This is a genomic window from Micromonospora sp. DT229 (genome assembly GCF_049844505.1).
Classification (GTDB): domain Bacteria; phylum Actinomycetota; class Actinomycetes; order Mycobacteriales; family Micromonosporaceae; genus Micromonospora.
In genome coordinates, this window is the sequence record NZ_JBNCLD010000001.1 from 542,961 (window position 1) to 562,283 (window position 19,323).

The 19,323-nt window shown below is 69.0% G+C and carries 17 protein-coding genes; 10 read left to right on the forward strand and 7 right to left on the reverse strand.

Annotated elements, in window-relative coordinates:
• Positions 1-76 precede the first annotated feature (76 nt).
• Positions 77-1,549, reverse strand: a complete 1,473-nt coding sequence (locus tag ACLQ2T_RS02575) for a glucose-6-phosphate dehydrogenase (protein WP_425764364.1) — start codon at positions 1,547-1,549, stop codon at positions 77-79.
• Positions 1,550-1,754: 205 nt separating this feature from the next.
• Between ACLQ2T_RS02575 and pgi the strand changes: the two genes are divergently transcribed.
• Positions 1,755-3,389, forward strand: coding sequence for a glucose-6-phosphate isomerase (gene pgi / locus ACLQ2T_RS02580; protein ID WP_425764365.1), 1,635 nt, complete (start codon positions 1,755-1,757; stop codon positions 3,387-3,389).
• Between the two features lie 346 nt (positions 3,390-3,735).
• Here the strand turns inward: pgi and ACLQ2T_RS02585 are convergent, their stop codons facing one another.
• A complete protein-coding gene (locus tag ACLQ2T_RS02585; RefSeq protein ID WP_425764366.1) occupies positions 3,736-4,899 on the reverse strand; it encodes a helix-turn-helix domain-containing protein in 1,164 nt (387 codons plus the stop codon).
• Positions 4,896-5,042 carry a hypothetical protein gene (locus tag ACLQ2T_RS02590; protein ID WP_425764367.1) on the reverse strand — a complete coding sequence of 49 codons (147 nt, stop codon included), beginning with the start codon at positions 5,040-5,042 and terminating at the stop codon, positions 4,896-4,898. Before ACLQ2T_RS02590 ends, ACLQ2T_RS02585 begins: the two co-directional genes overlap by 4 nt.
• 156 nt (positions 5,043-5,198) lie before the next feature.
• Between ACLQ2T_RS02590 and ACLQ2T_RS02595 the strand changes: the two genes are divergently transcribed.
• The 3 genes from ACLQ2T_RS02595 to ACLQ2T_RS02605 all read left to right on the forward strand — a co-directional run bounded on the left by ACLQ2T_RS02595 (position 5,199) and on the right by ACLQ2T_RS02605 (position 6,765).
• Positions 5,199-6,047: a helix-turn-helix domain-containing protein gene (locus tag ACLQ2T_RS02595; protein ID WP_425764368.1), complete on the forward strand. Its 849-nt coding sequence runs from the start codon at positions 5,199-5,201 to the stop codon at positions 6,045-6,047.
• Positions 6,037-6,225: a DUF397 domain-containing protein gene (locus ACLQ2T_RS02600; RefSeq protein WP_425764369.1), complete on the forward strand. Its 189-nt coding sequence runs from the start codon at positions 6,037-6,039 to the stop codon at positions 6,223-6,225. Before ACLQ2T_RS02595 ends, ACLQ2T_RS02600 begins: the two co-directional genes overlap by 11 nt.
• A gap of 240 nt (positions 6,226-6,465) precedes the next feature.
• Positions 6,466-6,765: a BON domain-containing protein gene (locus ACLQ2T_RS02605; protein WP_327027084.1), complete on the forward strand. Its 300-nt coding sequence runs from the start codon at positions 6,466-6,468 to the stop codon at positions 6,763-6,765.
• A 276-nt stretch (positions 6,766-7,041) separates the two neighbouring features.
• Here ACLQ2T_RS02605 and ACLQ2T_RS02610 read toward each other — a convergent pair whose 3' ends face one another.
• Entirely contained in the window at positions 7,042-7,602 is a 561-nt protein-coding gene (locus ACLQ2T_RS02610) for an STAS domain-containing protein (protein WP_425764370.1), read from the reverse strand.
• A gap of 332 nt (positions 7,603-7,934) precedes the next feature.
• Here ACLQ2T_RS02610 and ACLQ2T_RS02615 point away from each other — a divergent pair, with 332 nt between their 5' ends.
• The 3 genes from ACLQ2T_RS02615 to ACLQ2T_RS02625 all read left to right on the forward strand — a co-directional run bounded on the left by ACLQ2T_RS02615 (position 7,935) and on the right by ACLQ2T_RS02625 (position 11,417).
• Positions 7,935-8,105: a hypothetical protein gene (locus ACLQ2T_RS02615; RefSeq protein WP_357531747.1), complete on the forward strand. Its 171-nt coding sequence runs from the start codon at positions 7,935-7,937 to the stop codon at positions 8,103-8,105.
• Positions 8,106-8,242: 137 nt separating this feature from the next.
• Complete coding sequence (locus ACLQ2T_RS02620) at positions 8,243-9,613, forward strand: extracellular catalytic domain type 1 short-chain-length polyhydroxyalkanoate depolymerase (RefSeq protein WP_425764371.1); 1,371 nt, start codon at positions 8,243-8,245, stop codon at positions 9,611-9,613.
• 190 nt (positions 9,614-9,803) lie between these two features.
• Positions 9,804-11,417 (forward strand): RICIN domain-containing protein, encoded by a 1,614-nt coding sequence (locus ACLQ2T_RS02625; RefSeq protein WP_425764372.1) that lies wholly within the window; start codon positions 9,804-9,806, stop codon positions 11,415-11,417.
• A 69-nt stretch (positions 11,418-11,486) separates the two neighbouring features.
• Here ACLQ2T_RS02625 and ACLQ2T_RS02630 read toward each other — a convergent pair whose 3' ends face one another.
• The 3 genes from ACLQ2T_RS02630 to ACLQ2T_RS02640 all read right to left on the reverse strand — a co-directional run bounded on the left by ACLQ2T_RS02630 (position 11,487) and on the right by ACLQ2T_RS02640 (position 15,338).
• The gene (locus tag ACLQ2T_RS02630; protein WP_425764373.1) at positions 11,487-12,926 is read right to left on the reverse strand and encodes an endo-1,4-beta-xylanase; all 1,440 of its coding nucleotides are present in this window, start codon (positions 12,924-12,926) and stop codon (positions 11,487-11,489) included.
• 321 nt (positions 12,927-13,247) lie between these two features.
• Positions 13,248-14,288, reverse strand: a complete 1,041-nt coding sequence (locus ACLQ2T_RS02635; RefSeq protein WP_425764374.1) for an acetylxylan esterase — start codon at positions 14,286-14,288, stop codon at positions 13,248-13,250.
• An 18-nt stretch (positions 14,289-14,306) separates the two neighbouring features.
• On the reverse strand, positions 14,307-15,338 hold the full coding sequence (locus tag ACLQ2T_RS02640) for a LacI family DNA-binding transcriptional regulator (protein WP_425764375.1): 1,032 nt from the start codon (positions 15,336-15,338) through the stop codon (positions 14,307-14,309).
• A gap of 328 nt (positions 15,339-15,666) precedes the next feature.
• Here ACLQ2T_RS02640 and ACLQ2T_RS02645 point away from each other — a divergent pair, with 328 nt between their 5' ends.
• The 3 genes from ACLQ2T_RS02645 to ACLQ2T_RS02655 are packed head-to-tail and all read left to right on the forward strand — an operon-like array spanning position 15,667 to position 19,246.
• Entirely contained in the window at positions 15,667-16,626 is a 960-nt protein-coding gene (locus tag ACLQ2T_RS02645) for an ABC transporter permease (RefSeq protein WP_425764376.1), read from the forward strand.
• Entirely contained in the window at positions 16,623-17,561 is a 939-nt protein-coding gene (locus ACLQ2T_RS02650) for a carbohydrate ABC transporter permease (RefSeq protein WP_425764377.1), read from the forward strand. Before ACLQ2T_RS02645 ends, ACLQ2T_RS02650 begins: the two co-directional genes overlap by 4 nt.
• Before the next feature lie 44 nt (positions 17,562-17,605).
• The gene (locus ACLQ2T_RS02655) at positions 17,606-19,246 is read left to right on the forward strand and encodes an extracellular solute-binding protein (protein ID WP_425764378.1); all 1,641 of its coding nucleotides are present in this window, start codon (positions 17,606-17,608) and stop codon (positions 19,244-19,246) included.
• Positions 19,247-19,323: the final 77 nt, after the last annotated feature.

The following is a 19,323-nucleotide window of genomic DNA, read 5'->3' on the forward strand; positions in this document are numbered from 1 at the left end:
CCACGATGGATCCCGTCGGGTCGGCAAGCTAACACCGCCAGCTGAGAGATAGCTGAGAGGGGTCGAGGTGTCACGATCAGTGAGAGTTTCCCTCCGTCGGTCGCGGTGGACGCCACCCGGTCACCGGGCTCAGCAACGAGTCGGCCGGGCCGGTGGAGCCGGCCGGGTACTCCTGCAGCGGCACCGCACCCGACTTCCAGGCGGTCAGCACCGGCTCGACGATGCGCCAGCAGTCCTCGGCCACGTCACCGCGCACCGACAGGGTCGGGTCCCCGTCGAAGGCACCCCGCAGCACCTCCCCGTACGCCGGCAGGTCACCGGGGCCGAACTCCGCGGTCAGGTCCACCTGGTCCAGGTCGAAGGGGTCACCGGGGCCGTTGATGTTGAGGTCCAGACCCAGCCGGTCCGGCCCGAACCCGATCCGCAGCCGGTCCGGCCGCTCGTACCCGGTCAGCCCGTCCGGCACCCGGTCCGGCTGCTTGAAGGTGATGACGGCCTCCTTGCGTACCCCGGCCATGGCCTTGCCGGAGCGCAGCCGGAAGGGCACCCCCGCCCAGCGCCAGGTGTCCACGGTCACCACCAGTTCGGCGAGGGTCTCCGTGCTCCGGGCCGGGTTCACCCCCGGCTCGTCGACGTAGGCCGGTAGCCGGCGCCCGGCGATCTCCCCCGCCGTGTACCGGCCCCGACGGCTGGCCACCACCGCGTCGTCGTGCCACAGCCGGGTGGCCCGCAGCACCTGGGCCATGCGGTCACGCAACTCCGGTGCGGCGAGACTGGGCGGGGGTTCCATGGTGAGCAGGGCCAGCACCTGGAGCAGGTGACTCTGCACCATGTCCACCAGGGCGCCCGCACCGTCGTAGTAGCCGGCCCGACCCTCCAACCCCAGGGTCTCGTCGAAGACGATGTCCACGCTGGCCACATGGGTGGAGTTGAGCACCGGTTCGAAGATCCGGTTGGCGAAGCGCAGGCCGAGCAGGTTCAGCACTGTCGACTTGCCAAGGAAGTGGTCGATGCGGTGGACCTGCTCCTCCGGCACCAGGGTGGCCAGCAGGTTGTTCAGGGAACGGGCCGAGATCCGGTCGACCCCGAAGGGCTTCTCCAGCATCAGCCGGGTGCCCGGCGGTACGCCGATGCGGGCCAGGGCGGCGGCCGAGCGGGCGGCCACCATCGGCGGCAACGCGAAGAAGATCACCAAGGGGCCGGTGCAGGGGCCCAGCAGCCGCCGCAGATCCTCCTCGCGGGTCACGTCGGCCGGCAGGTACCGGCTCTGGCGGATCAGTTCGGTCTCCCGGGGGCCCTGCGCACCCACGGTGGCGAAGGACTCCGTCACCCGGGTACGCCACCGCTCGTCGTCCCAGTCGTCCATGCCGCTGCCGATCAGCCGCAACCCGGGCAGGGCGCCGGTGGCCACCAGCCGACCCAGGCCGGGCAACAGCAGTCGACCGGCCAGGTCACCGCTGGCGCCGAGCACCAGCAGGGTCTGCGGGATGCGGGTGGTCACGGGTCTGGGGAGAGCGGCTGCGGGGGCACTCGGGGCCGACGTCGTCATGTGCTCCACCATGCCCTGTGCCCGGCCCGGGTCGCACCGCGGCCTCGCCGCTGGGCTCTGCGGATACGCCGGGCAGCCGATCCCCTGCGGATGGTGACCGGTCGCGAGCGTCGGGCTGGCACAGCGATCTTCGTGTGGCAGGCTTGGTTCCATCGGCCGGCTTGAGGCCGGCGTGTGCCGACTCTGCGAGGAGACGATCGATCCGATGGCTGCGGACGTCACCACCACCGACGAGTGGCAGGCCCTACGCAAGCACGCCGACGAGATCCGCGCGACGCATCTGCGGGACCTGTTCGCCACCGACCCTGCTCGGGGCGAACGGTTGACCGTCGAGGTGGGCGACCTCTACGTCGACTACAGCAAGAACCTGGTCACCGACGAGACCCTCCGGCTGCTGACCGCGCTGGCCGAGCGGGTCGGGCTCACCGACCGGATCGCCGCGATGTTCGCCGGTGAGCACATCAACGGCACCGAGGACCGGGCGGTGCTGCACACCGCCCTACGGCTGCCCTCGGACGCCACCCTGAATGTGGACGGCCAGGACGTGGTCGGTGACGTGCACGCCGTACGGCAGCGGATGGCCCGGTTCGCCGAGCAGGTACGCGCCGGGCAGTGGCGCGGGCACACCGGGGAGCGGATCCGCACCGTGGTCAACATCGGCATCGGCGGCTCCGACCTGGGGCCGGTGATGGCGTACGAGGCCCTGAAGGCGTACCGCGACGCCGGCATCTCCTGCCGCTTCGTGTCGAACATCGACCCGACCGACATCGCCGAGGCCACCGCCGACCTGGACCCGGCGACCACCCTGTTCGTGGTGGTCTCGAAGACCTTCACCACCCAGGAGACCCTGGCCAACGCCCACCAGGCCCGACGCTGGCTGCTGGCCGGGCTCGGCGGCGACGAGCAGGCGGTGGCCAAGCACTTCGTCGCGGTCAGCACCAACGCCCAGCGGGTCGCCGAGTTCGGCATCGACCCGGAGAACATGTTCGGCTTCTGGGACTGGGTGGGCGGCCGGTACTCGCTGCCCTCGGCGGTGGGCCTGTCGGTGATGCTGTCCATCGGGCCGGAACGCTTCGACGAGATGCTGGCCGGCTACCACGCCGTCGACGAGCACTTCCGCACCGCTCCCCTGGCCGGCAACGCGCCGGTGCTGCTCGGGCTGCTCAACGTCTGGTACACCAACTTCCTCGGCGCGCAGACCCACGCCGTGCTGCCCTACTCGCAGTACCTGCACCGGTTCCCGGCCTACCTGCAACAGCTGACCATGGAGAGCAACGGCAAGTCCGTACGCACCGACGGCCAGCAGGTGTCGTACGACACCGGGGAGATCTTCTGGGGCGAGCCCGGCACCAACGGCCAGCACGCCTTCTACCAGCTCATCCACCAGGGCACCCGGCTGATCCCGGCGGACTTCATCGCGTTCAGCGAACCCCACCACGACATCGGCGACATGCACGACCTGTTCATGTCGAACTTCTTCGCCCAGACCGCCGCGCTGGCCTTCGGCCGTACCGCCGAGCAGGTCGCCGCCGAGGGCACCCCGCCCGAGCTGGTGCCGCACCGGGTGATGCCCGGCAACCACCCCACCACCTCGATCGTGGCCGACCGCCTGACCCCGGCCACCCTCGGCCAACTGGTGGCCCTCTACGAACACATCGTGCTCACCGAGGGCGCGATCTGGGACATCAACCCCTTCGACCAGTGGGGCGTGGAACTCGGCAAGGTGATGGCCAACCAGCTGGCCCCCCTCCTCACCGGCGACGAGGCCGACCTGACCACCCTCGACTCCTCCACCGCCACCCTCATCCGCCGCTACCGCACCCACCGCCACCGCCCCTAACCGCCCTCCCCCTTCCCCGGACTCGCGGGGCTGCGGACTCGCGGGGCTGCGGGGCTGCGGGGCTGCGGGGCTGCGGGGCTGCGGGGCGCGAGGTTGATCAAGAGGTTTCGGTCACGACACGCCGGTGCGCGCGACCAAAACCTCTTGGTCAACTCCCGCAGGCGACCCCTCCTGCCCCCGGCGGGTCGATCAAGAGGTTTTGGTCACGACACGCCGAGGCGCGAGACCAAAACCTCTTGGTCAACTCGCGCGCCGTGCACCGGGACCCCTTCCTGTGGGTGGGCCTGTGGGTCGATCAAGAAGTTTTGGTCACGACACGCCGAGGCGCGAGACCGAAACCTCTTGGTCAACTTCGGAGGGTGGTGGTGTCGGGGGTGAGGCCGAGGGTGGTGGACAGGCGCGCTACGTCGGGCGGGGCGGGGGCGCGTTGGATGACCTCGGCGAGGAGGGTACGGGCGACCGGGCGGCTGCGGATCTCGGCGGGGGCGATGCGGTCGGCGTCGAGCAGGGCGTGCCCGGCTGCGACCGGGTCGCCGGTGTCCAGGTAGGCGCGGGCCGCGTCGACGAGGGCAGCGGCGCGCTGTTCCGGTGACAGCCGCCGCCATCCGTCGCTGCGTACGGCGTGTTCGTGTCGGCGTACCGCCTCGATGGTGTCGCCGAGGCGGTGGGCGGCGAGGGACCGGGCCAGTTCGACGGCGACCGGCCCGAAGCCGCTGTGGTACGGATCGGTGTCGTCGACCTGTCGATCCGCCAGGGTGGCGGCGTGATCGAGCAGGTCGTGGGCGTTGCGCCGGTCACCGTCACCCGCCGCGGCGAGACCGGCTTGCAAGAACAAGGTTCCGCGTACGCCGTCGTCGTCGGTGTTGTCCGCGACCGTGAGGGCGGCGGAGAGCGCGAGGCGGTGGTGACCGAGGGCGCGGAGGGCCTCGGCCACGGCGATGGTGCCGGTCGCGGTGAGAGTGGGGCCGCCTCCGATGGTGACCGCCCGGTCGGCGGCGAGCCAGGCGAGTTCGGGATGATCCAGCTTGACCAGCAGTGCGGCGGTGATCCGGTAGGTGGCGGCCAGCAGACTCCGGGTGCCGTGGGTGGCGTCGAGCAGGCCGGGCAGGGCGTTCCCCAGTTGCGGGTACCGGCCGTGCTGGTAGGTCATCCAGGCGTGCGCGACGTGCCGGCGCACCTGGTCCGCCGTGATCGTCCGCTGCGGCCGGTCGTGGTACTGGGCCAGGGCCGCGCGGATCGCGTCCACCCCGTCCAGGCTCGGCGTGGTCGGTGCAGGTCGACGCCGGTCCAGGAGGATCTCCGGGTCGAGACGCAGCACATCGGCGATCTCCCGGATCACCGAGTACCGATCGAGCCGACGGACACCACGCTCGATCTTGTCTACCCAGCTCTTGGACTTGCCCAGCCGGTCGGCGAAGGCCTGCTGACTCATCCCCCGATGGGCCCGCAGCTCGGCCACCCGCCGACCCAACGGCAGTGAGTTGTGGTCGCGCCGGTGTGTGCGGCTCATCGGTTGCCCTCCCCCGGTGGCATGGCGTGGGTCGACTCGCCACAGCGGGGACACCATCGCGACTTCACCTTGAACGCGAACAGCCCGGCCGCGAACCCCAGCAGCACTCCACTGATCGCCATCATCACCACCTCGACAGTCACGCACCCTCCACTGCCTACGCCTCGAACTCGGCCCGTTGCGTCCAGTGACCACACTGGCGCATCAAATGATGTCAAGCAAGCGTCAAACCATGATCAGTTGAAGCTGCATGTGATTCGGGACAGACGATCGGGGCAGGGCTGGTGCAGAATCACGACATGCCTCGATTCACGCCAGCGACCCCGCGCTCCCGCCGCCTCGGTCGGGAGTTACGCAAGCTCCGCGAAGCCAAGGGACTGACCGGCGAGGAAACCGCGAAGATCGTCCGCTGCTCCACCTCCCGGATCAGCCGCATCGAGTCCGGCGAGATCAAGCCCCGGGCCGGCGACGTCATGGAACTGCTGGTCACCTACGGCGTCCGGATCGACGAAGAACCCGGCACCTCGCTGTTGGAGCTTGCCCGCGACCTGCGCGAAGAAGGCTGGTGGCAGCGCATCGGCGGCAAGTACGCCACCTACATCGCCTACGAGACCGAGGCCGTCGAGCTCAAGAACTTCGAACCGATGCTCGTGCCCGGTCTACTCCAGACCGAGCGGTACGCCCGCGAGGTCAACCTCATCGGCCGCGAGACCGACCCGGCGACCGTCGAGCAGCGGGTGCACGCCCGAATGACCCGCCAGGAGGTGCTGCACCGGCAGCCCGCCCCGCTGCGGCTGCACGCCATCCTGTCGGAGGCGTCGCTGCGGACCGAGGTCGGCGGCCCGGAGGTACTGGCCGAGCAGCTTCACCACCTGGTCAAGGTGAGCCGACTGCCCAACGTCACCATCCAGGTGCTCCGCTTCGAGGCGGGTGCTCACCTGGCGGACAGCAGCGGCTTCGCGCTACTCAGCTTCGAGCAGGACGAGCCACCGCTGGGCTACATCGAAACCCTGGCCGGTGAGCTGTTCCTGGAATCCAGCAGCGACCTGGCGCGACTGTCGGCGGCGTACGACAATCTGAGGATGCTGGCCAGGTCGCCGGCCGAGTCGATCAAGTTCGTCAAGGAGCTGAGCGCGCATGGAGCGTAACGTCTGGCGCACGTCGAGCCGTTCCGGCAGCAACGGCCAGTGCGTCGAGGTCCGCGACCGAGGCACTGCGATAGACGTACGCGACTCCAAGGCTCCTACTGCCGGAACGCTGAGCTTTGGCCCGGCGTCGTGGGACGCATTCGTCAGCAGCATCAAGACGGACCACCGTCGCCCCTGAACCCGCACCGCGTTCACGGAACGATCCAAGCCGCCTTCGAGGCGAACCTCCCGTACGGACTCAGGGGCAGCCTCCTCAAGATCTGACATCACCGCCCGTGGGCACCGGTGAGCGGTGGGATCTGTCACGCAAATGTCATCCAACCGTGCGGTCGACTCCAAGGTCCTTGCGCAAGGTAATCACCGATCGGGACGGCGCGTCGGGTCGCCGGCCTCGACGACGAAGGAGACCGTTGTGGTGATGCCCTGGCCCTGGCCGATGCCCGACGATCACTCGTTCCGGGCACTGTGGGACGAGCCGCAGGACCATGACGAGGACGTCCGTCTCGCCGCACTGGTCGCCCAGCGACTGAGCGCCGACTGGAGCACCCGTCGACAGCAGATCACGGTGATGGTGCAGAACCGTGTCGTGATCCTCACCGGCCTGGTCGCCGGCGCGGAGACCCGGCGGGCCGCCGGTGAGCTGGCCTGGGATGTCGAGGGAGTTGCGGATGTCTGCAACGCCCTTCGGCTTGTCGGGCATCGGCGCGGCCGTCGCTGACTTCCGGCCCGTCCGCGCCGCCCGGCACCGGCAAGCGCAGACGGGCCGGACACCCTCCCCCGCCCACACATCCGTCGCGCCCATCCGCCAACGCAATCTTGCACTTTCGGTCGCCTTTACGCGGCTTTTCTGCGGCTTCGTCCCGACCAAAAGTGCAAGATCGCCGCGCCATGGGCACCACCGCGCCATGGGCACCACCGCGCCATAGGCACCGCTGCGCCGTGGGTGGCCGGGGTGGCCGGGCCGAGGGTGGGAGGCCCGGCGGGCGGGGGTGGGTCAGGGGGTGGTGGTTTGGTCGGGTGTCAGGTGGGCTAGGGCGGCGGGGCGGCTGTCCGTTACTGCCAGTACCTTGTCCACGCCGGTGACCTGGAGGACCTGGCGGATCAGCGGTGAGGTGACCGCTACGCAGAACCGCGCGCCCCGCTCGACGGCGTCGTGATGGGCGCGGACGAGCATGCCCAGGGCGGTGGAGTCGATCAGATCGGTTCGGACGAGGTCCACCAGTACGTGACCACCCATGTCTGCCGCGTGCTGCAGCGCCATCCGCAGGGTGTCGCCGGTGTCGAGGTCCACGTCACCGGCGACGGTCACCACCGTCACCCCACCGAGATGCTCGATGCCGAGAATGCCGCCGGACAGGGCGTCGGAGGCCGGGCCGAGCCGGATGCAGTGCGCGCACCGGTGCGGGCCATCAGGCAGCGGAGATCCGCCCCAGCCGTGCTCGGACAGCAGGGTCCAGAGCATTTCCCCGTCGGCGGGCTGACGCGCGCCGACGACGGTGTCCCCGCAGTTGTCACAGGTCAGGGTGACCAGTTGGGCAGCCAGGACGACGGCCATACCGGGCTCCTTCCCACGTCGTGATGATCGACCACCCACCCTGCACCGGCCAGGTGGCGGGCAACGCGCGGACACATGACGGTTGGGTGACGAATCCCGATCCGGCGGCACCCGGGGTGGGACAGCTCACCGCCGCCTGCCGCATAGGTGCTGACCTGCGGCAATACCGGAAGGCGAAGGGCTGAGAACTGGACCGGCGACCCGGTAGGCACGTGGAATGACGGCCCTGAGGGGCACCCCCGAACGGGTGGTGGTTGCTCCGGGGGTGGCAGCCGTCGGCGGGCACCCGCATAGCGTCGGTGGGACGTGACCCCGAGGTGAGGAGTAGGCCGGTGACCGAGCCGGAGGAGGACCAGGAGAAGACCCGCAAGACCGATCAGGTGCTCTTCTCCCCGGACGGCGATCCGCACCACACCCTGGCGGAGGCGCCACAGCCCGACGAGCATCCGGCGGTGCGGTACGCCCACGACGGCGAGTCCGAGGTGGTCGACGACGAACGGTGACCAGCGTGGCGCGGCTTGTCACCGCGTACTCACACGACTGATAATCATCAATGTTCCTGAGCCGGACGAGACGAGGCACCGGGCAGCCTCGATCGGAACATCCCCCTGTTCGCATCCGTCCGGAGGACATCCTGCCCATGAAGAAGGCGATCAAACTCGGCTCGGCCGCGCTCGCGGCCATCATCCTGACAGCGCTTGCCGCACTGTCGATCCCGAGTCCGGCATCGGCGGCCAGCCTGACCGAGGTGACCAACTTCGGTGCCAACCCCAGCAACCTGCGCATGTACCTCTACGTACCGGACCGGGTAGCACCGCGACCGGGAATTCTGGTCGCGATGCACTACTGCACCGGCACCGGGCCTGCCCTGCACTCGGGCACCCGGTTCGCCGCCCTGGCCGACCAGCACGGCTACATCGTCATCTACCCCTCGGTGACCCGCAGCAGCCAGTGCTTCGACGTCTACTCGCCGCAGGCACTGCGGCGGGGCGGCGGCAGTGACCCGGTGGGCATCATGTCGATGGTCGACCACGTCCGGGCCCGCTACCCCGTCGACCCGGGCCGGATCTTCGCCACCGGCGTGTCCTCCGGGGCGATGATGACGAACGTGATGCTCGGGCTCTACCCCGACGTCTTCGCCGCCGGCGCCGCCTTCGCGGGGGTTCCGTTCGGCTGTTTCGCCACCACCAACGGCTCGGAGTGGAACAGCGAGTGCGCCAACGGGCAGATCAGCCGTACCCCTCAGCAGTGGGGTGACCTGGTCCGCAGCGCATACCCGGGCTACAGCGGCAACCGTCCGCGGATGCAGATCTGGCACGGCACCAATGACGACATCCTGCGATACCCGAACTTCGGCGAGCAGATCAAGCAGTGGACCAACGTGCAAGGGCGGACCCAGACCGCCGTCTACACCGACAGCCCGCAGGCCGGCTACACCCGTACCCGCTACGGCTCCACGGGCGACCAGGCGCCGGTGGAGGCGATCAGCATGCAGGGGGTGTCGCACAACCTGCCGGTCGACGCCGCGCAGGCGATCCGCTTCTTCGGCCTCAACAACCCGTCCCCGTCGCCGTCGGTAACGCCTGATCCGACCCCCAGCCCGATTCCGACCCCGACTCCCACTCCGACCCCCACTCCGACCCCGACCCCGACCCCGCCGCCGTCGCCGTCGCCGACGCTGCCGCCGGGCCCGGGCTGCCAGGTCCACTACGAGGTCAACGCCTGGAACACCGGGCTGACCACCTCGGTGACCATCACCAACACCGGCAGTACGGCAATCAACGGCTGGACCCTGGCGTTCACCCTGCCCGCCGGGCAGACCATCACCAACGGCTGGAACGCGACGTACTCGCCGACCTCCGGAGCGGTGACCGCCCGTAACGTCTCCTACAACGGCACCATCGCGCCGAAGACCTCGACGACGATCGGGTTCCAGGCCAACCACATCGGCGACGCCGGCAAGCCGGGCGCCTTCACGCTCAACGGCGGCTCCTGCTACTTCTCAGGCTGATCCCGGTAAGGCCGGCACCCCACGGGGGCACGACGTGGGGCGCCGACCCGGGACCGCTGTTCGCGAGCACACCGGCACCACGACCGCGGGGCGACCAAGGCCTGACTCGCGCCGTCCAGGAAAGCGCTTACCCTGACAGGTGCCTCGCCCCCCTTTCACCACCACCCGCCCGTCCGGAAAGGAAGCTCACATGCCGTCCAGAACGACAACACCCCGGCGTACGCCCCGATGGCTGGTCGCCGCCAGCACATTGGTGCTGGTCGCCGCCGGTACGGCCATCGCGGCGCCGAGCCCCGCGCAGGCCGCAACGGTCGACCCGAACGCCACCTACGTCTTCGTCAACCGGCACAGCGGCAAGGCGATGGACGTGTGGAACTGGTCCACCGCCGACCAGGCCCCGATCAACCAGTTCACCCGCAACGACGCCGCCGTGCAGCAGTGGCGCTTCGTCGACGTCGGCAACGGCTACTACCAGATCCGGTCGGTGCACAGCGGAAAGGTCCTTGAGCTGCCCAACGCCAACGACGGCGTACAGCTGGTGCAGAACTCCTCGGCCGGCGGCAACACCCGGCAGCACTTCCGGCTGGCCGACTCCGACGGCGGTCATGTCCGGTTCATCAACCGGCACTCCAACAAGGCGCTGGACCTGTGGGGCTGGTCCACCGCCGACGGGGCGATGATCTCGCAGTACCAGGATGTCAACGGGGCCAACCAGCAGTGGCGACTGATCACCCTCGGCGGCGGCAGCGGCAGTGGCTGCGGTAGTGGCAGCTTCCAGGCCGAGGCGGTGCTGAACGGTGGCACCTGGACGGCCCGCAACGGCGGCACGACGGTCTACACCGGCGGCGACATGCGGGAGGCCGTGCAGGCCGCGATCAACAGCCTCAGCTCCGGGCGGACCAGCAAGCAGCGGGTCGTGGTACGCGGCTCCGGCTCGATCAGCGCGGGTTCCCGGATCTCCCTGCCCAGCTACACCACGATCGACGTGTGCGGCACGATCAACGTGACCGGCTCCGGCAGCGGCGACCAGGCCCCGATCTACTCGCGCGGCACCACCCAGGTCGAGGTGCAGAACCTCAACGTCACCGGCACCCCGCTGTACGGCATCTTCATGCGCAACGTCAGCAACGTGATCCTCGGTCAGATCGACATGCGGCTGTCCAGCGGGCTCGGGATCCGCATCGACAACCGGGGTGACACCAGCCAGTGGAGCCGCAACATCCGCATCGACAACGTGTACGTATCCGGTGCCCGCGCGCACGCCGTGGAGACCTACGGTGTCGACGGGCTGACCATCGGCACGGTGACCGCCCGCAATGTCGGGGAGTCCGGGCTGCTGCTCAACGAGACCATCAACGCCACCGTGAACACGGTCGACGCGGAGAACGCCGGCACCGGCACCGGGTACGCGGCCTTCCGGATCGCCAACCGGGCCGGTCGGATCGGCTCCAGCTACCCGATCAACATCCGGGTGGACACCGTACGGGCGCGCGGTGGTGGCCGGGGCATCTTCTGTGTCTCGGAGTCCGGCGGCCTGGCGGTCAACCGGGTCGACATCGCCAACACCGGCAACAACGCCATCCTCATCGAGAACTGCTACGGGGTGGACATCGCCGGAGGTGGGGGCACCATCAGCGGTGGCGGTGAGGTGCGGCTGGCGGCGCGCAGCGAGTTCCCCGGCAACCGGGACATCACCCTGCGCAACTTCGCCCTGGTCAACAGCCGGATCCGGGAGAGCCCCTGCACGGCCAACCTGGTGATCAGCAATGTGGCGCTGAACAACTCGACGATCAGCCGCTGCTGAACGCATCGGCGCGTTAAAAGGGGCCCCTTCCTATGCACGAGGCGTTAGGAAGGGGCCCCTCCTTTCAGATCAGCCTGCGTTGCAGGTGGGGGTGCCGGAGGGGGCGGAGCCCGTGCCCTGGAACCCGAACTCGGTAGTGGTGCCGGGTGCCACGTTGGCGTTGTAGCCGACGTTGCGGAAGGTCACGGCGCCACTGTTGCCACTCGCCTGGGTGTTCCACGAGTTGGTGACCGAGGTGCCACCCGGGAGGTTCATGTTCACCGCCCAGCCGTTGAGACCGCTGGAGCCGGCGGTCACCCGCACATGGGCGACGAATCCACCGTTCCAGGTGTCCAGCGTGTACGTCGCGGTGCAGGCACCGGACGGCGGCGGCGGGGTGGTCGGCGGAGGCGTCGTGGGCGGCGGGGTGGTCGGCGGCGGAGTGGTGGGCGGAGGCGTCGTGGGCGGCGGGGTGGTGCCACCGGCGTTCAGCGCCTCCAGCGTCGAGTTGTACGCCTGCTTCTTGTTGCCGTTGTTGTCGAACAGCAGCGGGGTGCCGTAGGCGCGCCAGGAGTCGCTGTCCCGGATGCCCCAGACGGTGATGCCGTTGCAGCGCGGCACCGCGAGGCAGTCCTCGACCACCCGGCGGTACGTGTCGGCCTGCTGGCTGCCGGAGCCCTCGATGTCCAGCTCGGTGATCTGCACGTCCACCCCGAGGGCGGCGAAGCTGGACAGGGTGGTGCGGTAGTTGCTGTTGTACGCCGACTGGGCGTTGAAGTGCGACTGGAACCCTACGCAGTCGATCGGCACGCCGCGCTGCTTGAAGTCCTGCACCATCCGGTACACGGCCTGGGTCTTGGCCCAGGTCCAGTTGTCCGTGTTGTAGTCGTTGTAACAGAGCTTGGCACCCGGGTCGGCGGCCCGTGCGGCCCGGAAGGCCGCCTCGATCCAGTCGTCACCGGTGCGCTGGAGGTTCGAGGGACGCCGGGCGCCGCTGTTGCCGTCGTCGAACGCCTCGTTCACCACGTCCCAGGAGTCGATCTTGCCGCGGTAGTAGGTCGCGACCTGGGTGACGTGGTTGAGCATGGCCGAACGCAGTGCCGGCCCCTCCATCCGCTCCATCCAGCCGGGCTGTTGCGAGTGCCAGGCCAGGGTGTGACCCCGGACCTTCCAGCCCCGGGACAGGGCGTGGTTGACGATCCGGTCCGCGGTGCCGTAGGTGAAGACACCCTGCTGCGGTTCCAGGGCGTTGATCTTCATCTCGTTCTCAGCCGTGATCGAGTTGAACTCGCGGTTGAGGATGCCGGTGTAGACGCTGTCGTTGAGTTTGTGCGCCGCGACCGCGGCCCCGAAGTACCGGCCGCTCTCCGCGGCGGCGGCGCCCAGGGTGGTCCCCGCGCTGGCGCTGGAGGCCGTCACCACCACGGTGGTGGCGACGAGGGAGAGACCGACCACGGCCGAGATCAGCGCGGGGCGTGATCGCAGTCGGGTCGCGGGACGCCCGCTGGCGCGGGCGAACGCGTTGTTCATGGCGTGAGCCTTTCGACGAAGCCGTGCTGATGGGAAGCCGGCTCCGACTACCGCCCAACACGATGACCCTTCCGTCACCTGCGCGGTCGCCCGGATGCCGCGCAGGCCGGTGCACTTCGGCCGGCCCTCGTGAGTAGATCGGAGCTGTTCTATCGAAAACAGTATCGAAACACGTCCGCAAGCTCAATGTGCCGGACTGTCTTCTCGGGACCGACGCGACCCGGCCGCACCGACCCCTGGTCGGCAGTAAACCACAGCGGGCAGCGGATTGACCCGGACCGATGACCACCGAAAGTTTCGGTCCCGCTGACCGGCGACCGGTCAGCCTGCGACGGCCGGCTGCGTCGACCGGGGCGGCCGGGCGGGCTGCGCCGGGTCGCCGAGCAGCTCGGCCAGCCAACGTAGCTGCCGTCGCAGGTGCACCGCCTCCCCGTGCTCGTGGCCGTTGAACGGGTAGACGTGGATGCTGCGCGCCGGCACCGGCCCGCCGTTGGCGACACCGTACTGGTGGTAGGCGGCGAACACCGTGCTCGGCGGGCAGACCCGGTCGCGCAGCCCCAGACCCAGGTGCACCGGGGCGGTGGCCCGTCGTACCAGGCAGGCCGCATCCACGTAGGACAACGTGTGGCGTACGGCCGCCTCGGCCTCCCGGTGCACGGCGAGGTAGGTGGCGATCTCGCCGTACGGACTGGCGTCGGTGATCTCGATGGCCCGCTGGAGGTGGCAGAGGAAGGGTGCGGTGGCCAGGACGGCGGCCAGTCCCGGTGCCAGCCCGGCGACCGCCAGGGCCAACCCGCCGCCCTGGCTGTTGCCGGCCACGACCACCCGGCCGGGGTCGACCCCGGGCAGCGCCCGGGCCGCCTGGACGGCACGTACCGCGTCGGTGATGAGCCGACGGTAGTAGTAGCCCTGCGGGGACAGGATGCCCCGGGTCACCGGGGAGGGACCACCCGGCGCCTCCCCGTGCGGGTCGGCCGTGTCCCCCACGCCGTACTGGCCGGACTGCCCCCGGGCGTCCATCAGCAGGTGTGCGTAACCGGCCACCGGCCAGGTCAGCCGCTCGTGCGGGGTGCCCCGGCCGCGCCCGTAGCCGACGTACTCGATCACCACCGGCAGCGGCTCCGGCACCCCGGCCGGACGGGTGTACCAGGCCCGGACCGGGTCACCGGCGAAACCGGCGAAGGTCACGTCCCAGGTGTCGAGCAGCCGCAGGTCGGTCGGCTCCGGGCGTACCTCGACCAGCACGGGCACCGACTCCGCCGCCTGGAGGGTGGTACGCCAGAAGTCGTCGAAGTCCGCCGGTTCGGTGATGGTGGGCGCGTACCGGCGCAGTTGGTCCAGGGGCAGGTCGAACAGAGACATGCGTCCTCGCAACTGTGGTCAGGGTCGCGGTGGCGGGGCGGTGCTCTCCCGGATCACCAGCTCGGCCACCAGGTCGATGCGGCTGGTGGGCAGCGCCACCCCGTGCGCCAGGTCGAGCAGCATCTGGGTGGCCGTGCCGGCCATGTCCCGCAGGGGCTGGTTGACCGTGGTCAGGGCGGGGCCGGACCAGGCGGAGACCGGCAGGTTGTCGTAGCCGACCACGGACACGTCGCCGGGGACGTCGAGCCCGAGCTGCCGGGCCGCCCGCAGGACCCCCAGCGCCTGGAGATCGGAGCCGGCGAAGACCGCGGTCGGCCGGTCCGGACGGCTGAGCAACTCGATGCCGTGGGTGTATCCGGCGTCCAGGTGGAAGGTCCCCGAGCGCACCAGGTCGGGATCGACCGGTACGCCGAGTTCCTCGTGGGCGCAGCGGTAGCCGGCCGTGCGGGCGCGGGCGCAGAGCACGTCCTGCGGGCCGGAGATGATCGCGATCCGGCGATGCCCCAGATCCAGCAGGTGGCGGGTGGCCAGCAGGCCACCGTTCCAGTTGTTGGAACCCACGGTCGGCCCGGAGGCCGCGCTGGCGCTGTCGGTGTCGACCACCACTACCGGAATGGCCTGCCGGCGTAGCTGCCGGCGCTGCTGGTCGGTCAGATTGCACATCACCAGCAGCATCCCCAGGGGACGCCGGGCGAGCATCGCGTCGAACCAGGGCTGCGGCGGTCGGTGGGCGCCGTCCAACTGCGAGAGCACCACGTTCACCCGACCCGCCGTAGTGATCGCCTCGACCCCCCGGATGATCTCCATCGCCCAGTCCGAGCCGAACTCGTGGAACACCAGGTCGATCTGGCCGTCGCCGGCGGCCCGCCGGGTCCGGCGGCGGTAGTGGTGCCGTTCCAGGCTCGCCTCCACCCGGGCCCGGGTGGCCGCCGCCACATCCGAGCGGCCGTTGAGGACCTTGGACACCGTCGCCGAGGAGACGCCAACCTCCTGGGCGATGGTCGCGAGTGTCGTGGCGCCGAGCGCCGCCGGCGAGCGGTTCCCAGTCATCGGCCCCTCTACCACCGGCCCCGAGAATTTCGGAGAACCTACCATGCCCCAACCGATCACCGAGGACAACGATCGATGGATTGCGCGACGGCCAACGACCGCAGGCAATCGCTTACCCGCACCACAGTGCCAGTGCGGTAGACGGATTTCCAGCCCTTGACATCGATTTATCGACACACTTAGGTTCCCGACACGGACTACGACCAGTTTTCCGAAATTTTCGATTGTGGCGGCGCCGCACAGCGGCAGGGCGAGCCGTCGGGACAACCCCGGACGCGACCGGAGGGCGCATGAGAGCTCAGCTACCCGTCGACGATCGACCGAGGCGATGAGCGGCCCGGCCTCGGCGGCGCCGCCGTCGACCGGGATGCCCCGCGCGGCCCGACGGCGGACCTGGCGGCGGGCGCTGCGGCGGGACTGGCAGTTGTACTCCCTGGCGATCCTGCCGCTGCTGTTCTTCCTGGTCTTCCGGTACCTGCCGATGCTCGGCAACGTCATCGCCTTCCGCCGGTTCCGGCCCGGCGGCAACCTGTTCGGCGAGTACTGGGTGGGCCTGCGCTACTTCAAGATGTTCCTGAGCGACCCGACCTTCTGGAACGTCTTCACCAACACCCTGACGTTGGGCGCGCTGACCCTGCTGTTCTGCTTCCCGCTGCCGATCGTGCTGGCCCTGCTGCTCAACGAGGTACGCGCCCGCCGGCTCAAGCGGTTCGTGCAGTCGGTGTCGTACCTGCCGCACTTCCTGTCCATCGTGATCGTGGCGGCCATCGTCATGCAGCTGCTGTCCATGGACGGCACGATCAACCAACTGGTCCGCGCGGGCGGCGGCGAGGCGATCCCCTTCCTGCAACGCCCCGAGTGGTTCCGCACCATCTACGTCTCCTCCGAGGTCTGGCAGACCGTCGGCTGGGGCACCATCCTCTACCTGGCCGCGCTCACCACAATCGACGACGACCTGTACGAGGCTTCCCGCATCGACGGCGCCAACCGCTGGCGCCAGACCTGGCACGTGACCCTGCCGGGGATCCGGCCGACCATGGTGACCCTGCTGATCCTCAACATCGGCACCTTCATGGCGGTCGGGTTCGAGAAGATCCTGCTGTTGTACAACCCGCTGACCTATCCGACCGCCGACGTCATCTCCACGTACCTGTTCCGGGTCGGCTTCACCTCCAGCAACTTCAGCTACGCCGCCGCGATCGGGCTGTTCGAGGCGGTGATCGGGCTGATCCTGGTGCTGTCGGCGAACCTGATCGCCCGCCGTACGGTGGGGACGAGCCTGTGGTGACCGTCGAGGCCGCCAAGCCGGCCACCGAACCCGCGCCCACGCCTCGGCGACGGCGGCGCGGCATCCAGCAGACCCGCGGCTACCGGGTGTTCCAGGTGGTCAACGCGATCATCCTGACCGCCGTGGTGCTGGTGACGCTGTACCCGTTCGTCAACATCGTGGCCCGGTCGATGAGCCATGAGGCGTACATCATCGCCGGCCAGGTGAACCTGGTGCCGCGCGGGTTCACCCTGGACACGTACGAGTTGGTGCTGTCGGACTCGATGTTCTGGACCAACTACCGCAACACGGTGTTCTACACGGTCACCGCCACCCTGATCTCGATCGTGATGACCACCTGCTACGCGTATGTGTTGTCCAAGAAGCACCTCAAGGGACGCAGTGCCCTGATCGGCATAGCGGTGTTCACGATGTTCTTCACCGGCGGGCTGATCCCCAACTACGTGCTGGTCACCAGCCTCGGGTTGAAGAACAGCGTCTGGGCCATCGCGCTGCCGAACGCGATAAACGTGTTCAACCTGCTGGTGATGAAGGCGTTCTTCGAGAGCCTGCCGAACGACCTGGAGGAGGCCGCCGCGGTCGACGGGCTCAACACGTACGGCATCCTGTGGCGGATCGTGCTGCCGCTGTCGAAGGCCATCGTCGCCACCATGGTGCTGTTCTACGCGGTGGCCTTCTGGAACTCCTGGTTCGCGGCCTTCCTCTACCTGGACCGGCAGGAGTTGTGGCCGGTCACCATCTACCTGCGCAACCTGATCGCCGGGGCCACCGGCGCGGAGAACATCGGCGCCATCTCCGAGGCCAACGAGGTGCAGGCCGAGGCGACCCTCAAGGCCGTGACGATCGTGCTCACCACCCTGCCCATCCTGCTGGTCTATCCCTTCGTCCAGCGGTACTTCGTCCGCGGCATCATGCTCGGCGCGGTGAAGGGCTGAGCAGCCGACCCACCCTCGCACCATCACCTGTGAAAGGACCCGCCATGTTCCGCAGATCGTGGCGTCACGCGGCAGCAGCCACCGTCGCGTTACTCGCCCTAGCCAGCGTCACCGCCTGTGGCGACGACCCCACCGACTCGGAGGACCTGTCGGAGAACCGGGCCGGCGCGATGGAGAACTACGCCGCCGGTACGCAGTTCAAGGCCACCGAGCCGCTCTCCTTCTCCGTCCTCTACAACAACCACCCGAACTACCCGCTGAAGAACGACTGGCTGTTCTGGAAGGAGCTGACCGCCCGGACCAATGTCACCCTGGAACCGGTAGCGGTGCCGTTGAGCGACTACAACCAGAAGCGCAGCCTGCTCATCGGGGCCGGTGACGCGCCGCTGCTCATCCCGAAGACCTACCCGCCGGACGTGCACGCCTACGTCTCCTCGGGGGCGATCCTGCCGGTCAGCGACTACCTCGATCTGATGCCCAACCTCAAGGACAAGATCGAGAATTGGAACCTGAATCCGGAGCTGGACACCCTGCGCCAGGCCGACGGGAAGTTCTATCTGCTGCCCGGGGTGCACGAGAAGCCCTGGCACGAGTACTCCCTGGTGGTCCGCACCGACATCCTCGAAGAGCTGGGCCTGGAGATCCCGAAGAGCTGGGACGAGGTCTACACCATGCTCAAGGCGATGAAGGCGAAGTACCCGGACGTCTACCCCTTCTCCGACCGGTACAGCCAGCCCAACCCGGCCGGTAACCTGCTCAACCTGTTGGCCGTCTCGCACGGCCTGGAGGGCGCGGGTTGGAACTTCCAGCACGTCAGCTGGAACGCCCAGGCGCAGAAGTTCGAGTACACCGGGGCCACGGAGCACTACCGGCACCTCCTGGAGTACCTGAACAAGCTGATCACGGAGAAGCTGCTGGACCCGGAGAGCTTCACCCAGACCGACGACCTGGCCCGGCAGAAGCTGGCCAACGGCAAGTCCTTCGTGATCAGCGGCAACGCCCAGGCCCTGGTGAACGACTACCGGCCGGATCTGGCGGCCACCAACCCGAAGGCGAAGGTCACCAAGATTCCGCTGCCGGTCGGCCCGGCCGGGGAGATCAACCCGGCCAGTCGGCTGGAGAACGGCATGATGATCTCCTCGAAGGCCCGGGAGAGCAAGAACTTCGTGGCCATGATGCAGTTCGTCGACTGGCTCTGGTACTCCGACGAGGGCCAGATGTTCGCCCGGTGGGGGGTGGAGGGCACCACCTACGCCAAGGACGCCGCCGGCAAGGCCGGCCTGGCCGAGGACGTCGACATGATCGGCCTCAACCCGGGCGCCCCCAAGCACCTGCAGAAGGACTTCGGCTTCGCCAACGGGGTGTTCGCCTACGGCGGCCGGCCCGAACTGGTGCAGGCCTTCTTCTCCGCCGAGGAGCAGGAGTTCCAGAAGGTGATGAACGCCCGTACCCCGAAGTCACCGCCGCCGCCGTTCCCGCTGACCGACGAGGAGCGCGAGCAGGTGTCGCTCTGGGAGACCCCGCTGCGCGACCACGTCTACCAGGCCACCTTGCAGTTCGCCCTGGGGCAGCGTGACCTGGCCCAGTGGGACACCTACGTCAACGAGCTGAAGAGCAAGAACATGGACGCCTACCTGGACACGGTCAACAAGGCGTACGAGCGCTACCGCGACCGGGACAACTGAGGTCGGGGGCCGGTCCGGTGTCCGCCGGACCGGCCCCACACCCTGCGGAGGATGAGGACACCGATGCCGATCACCCT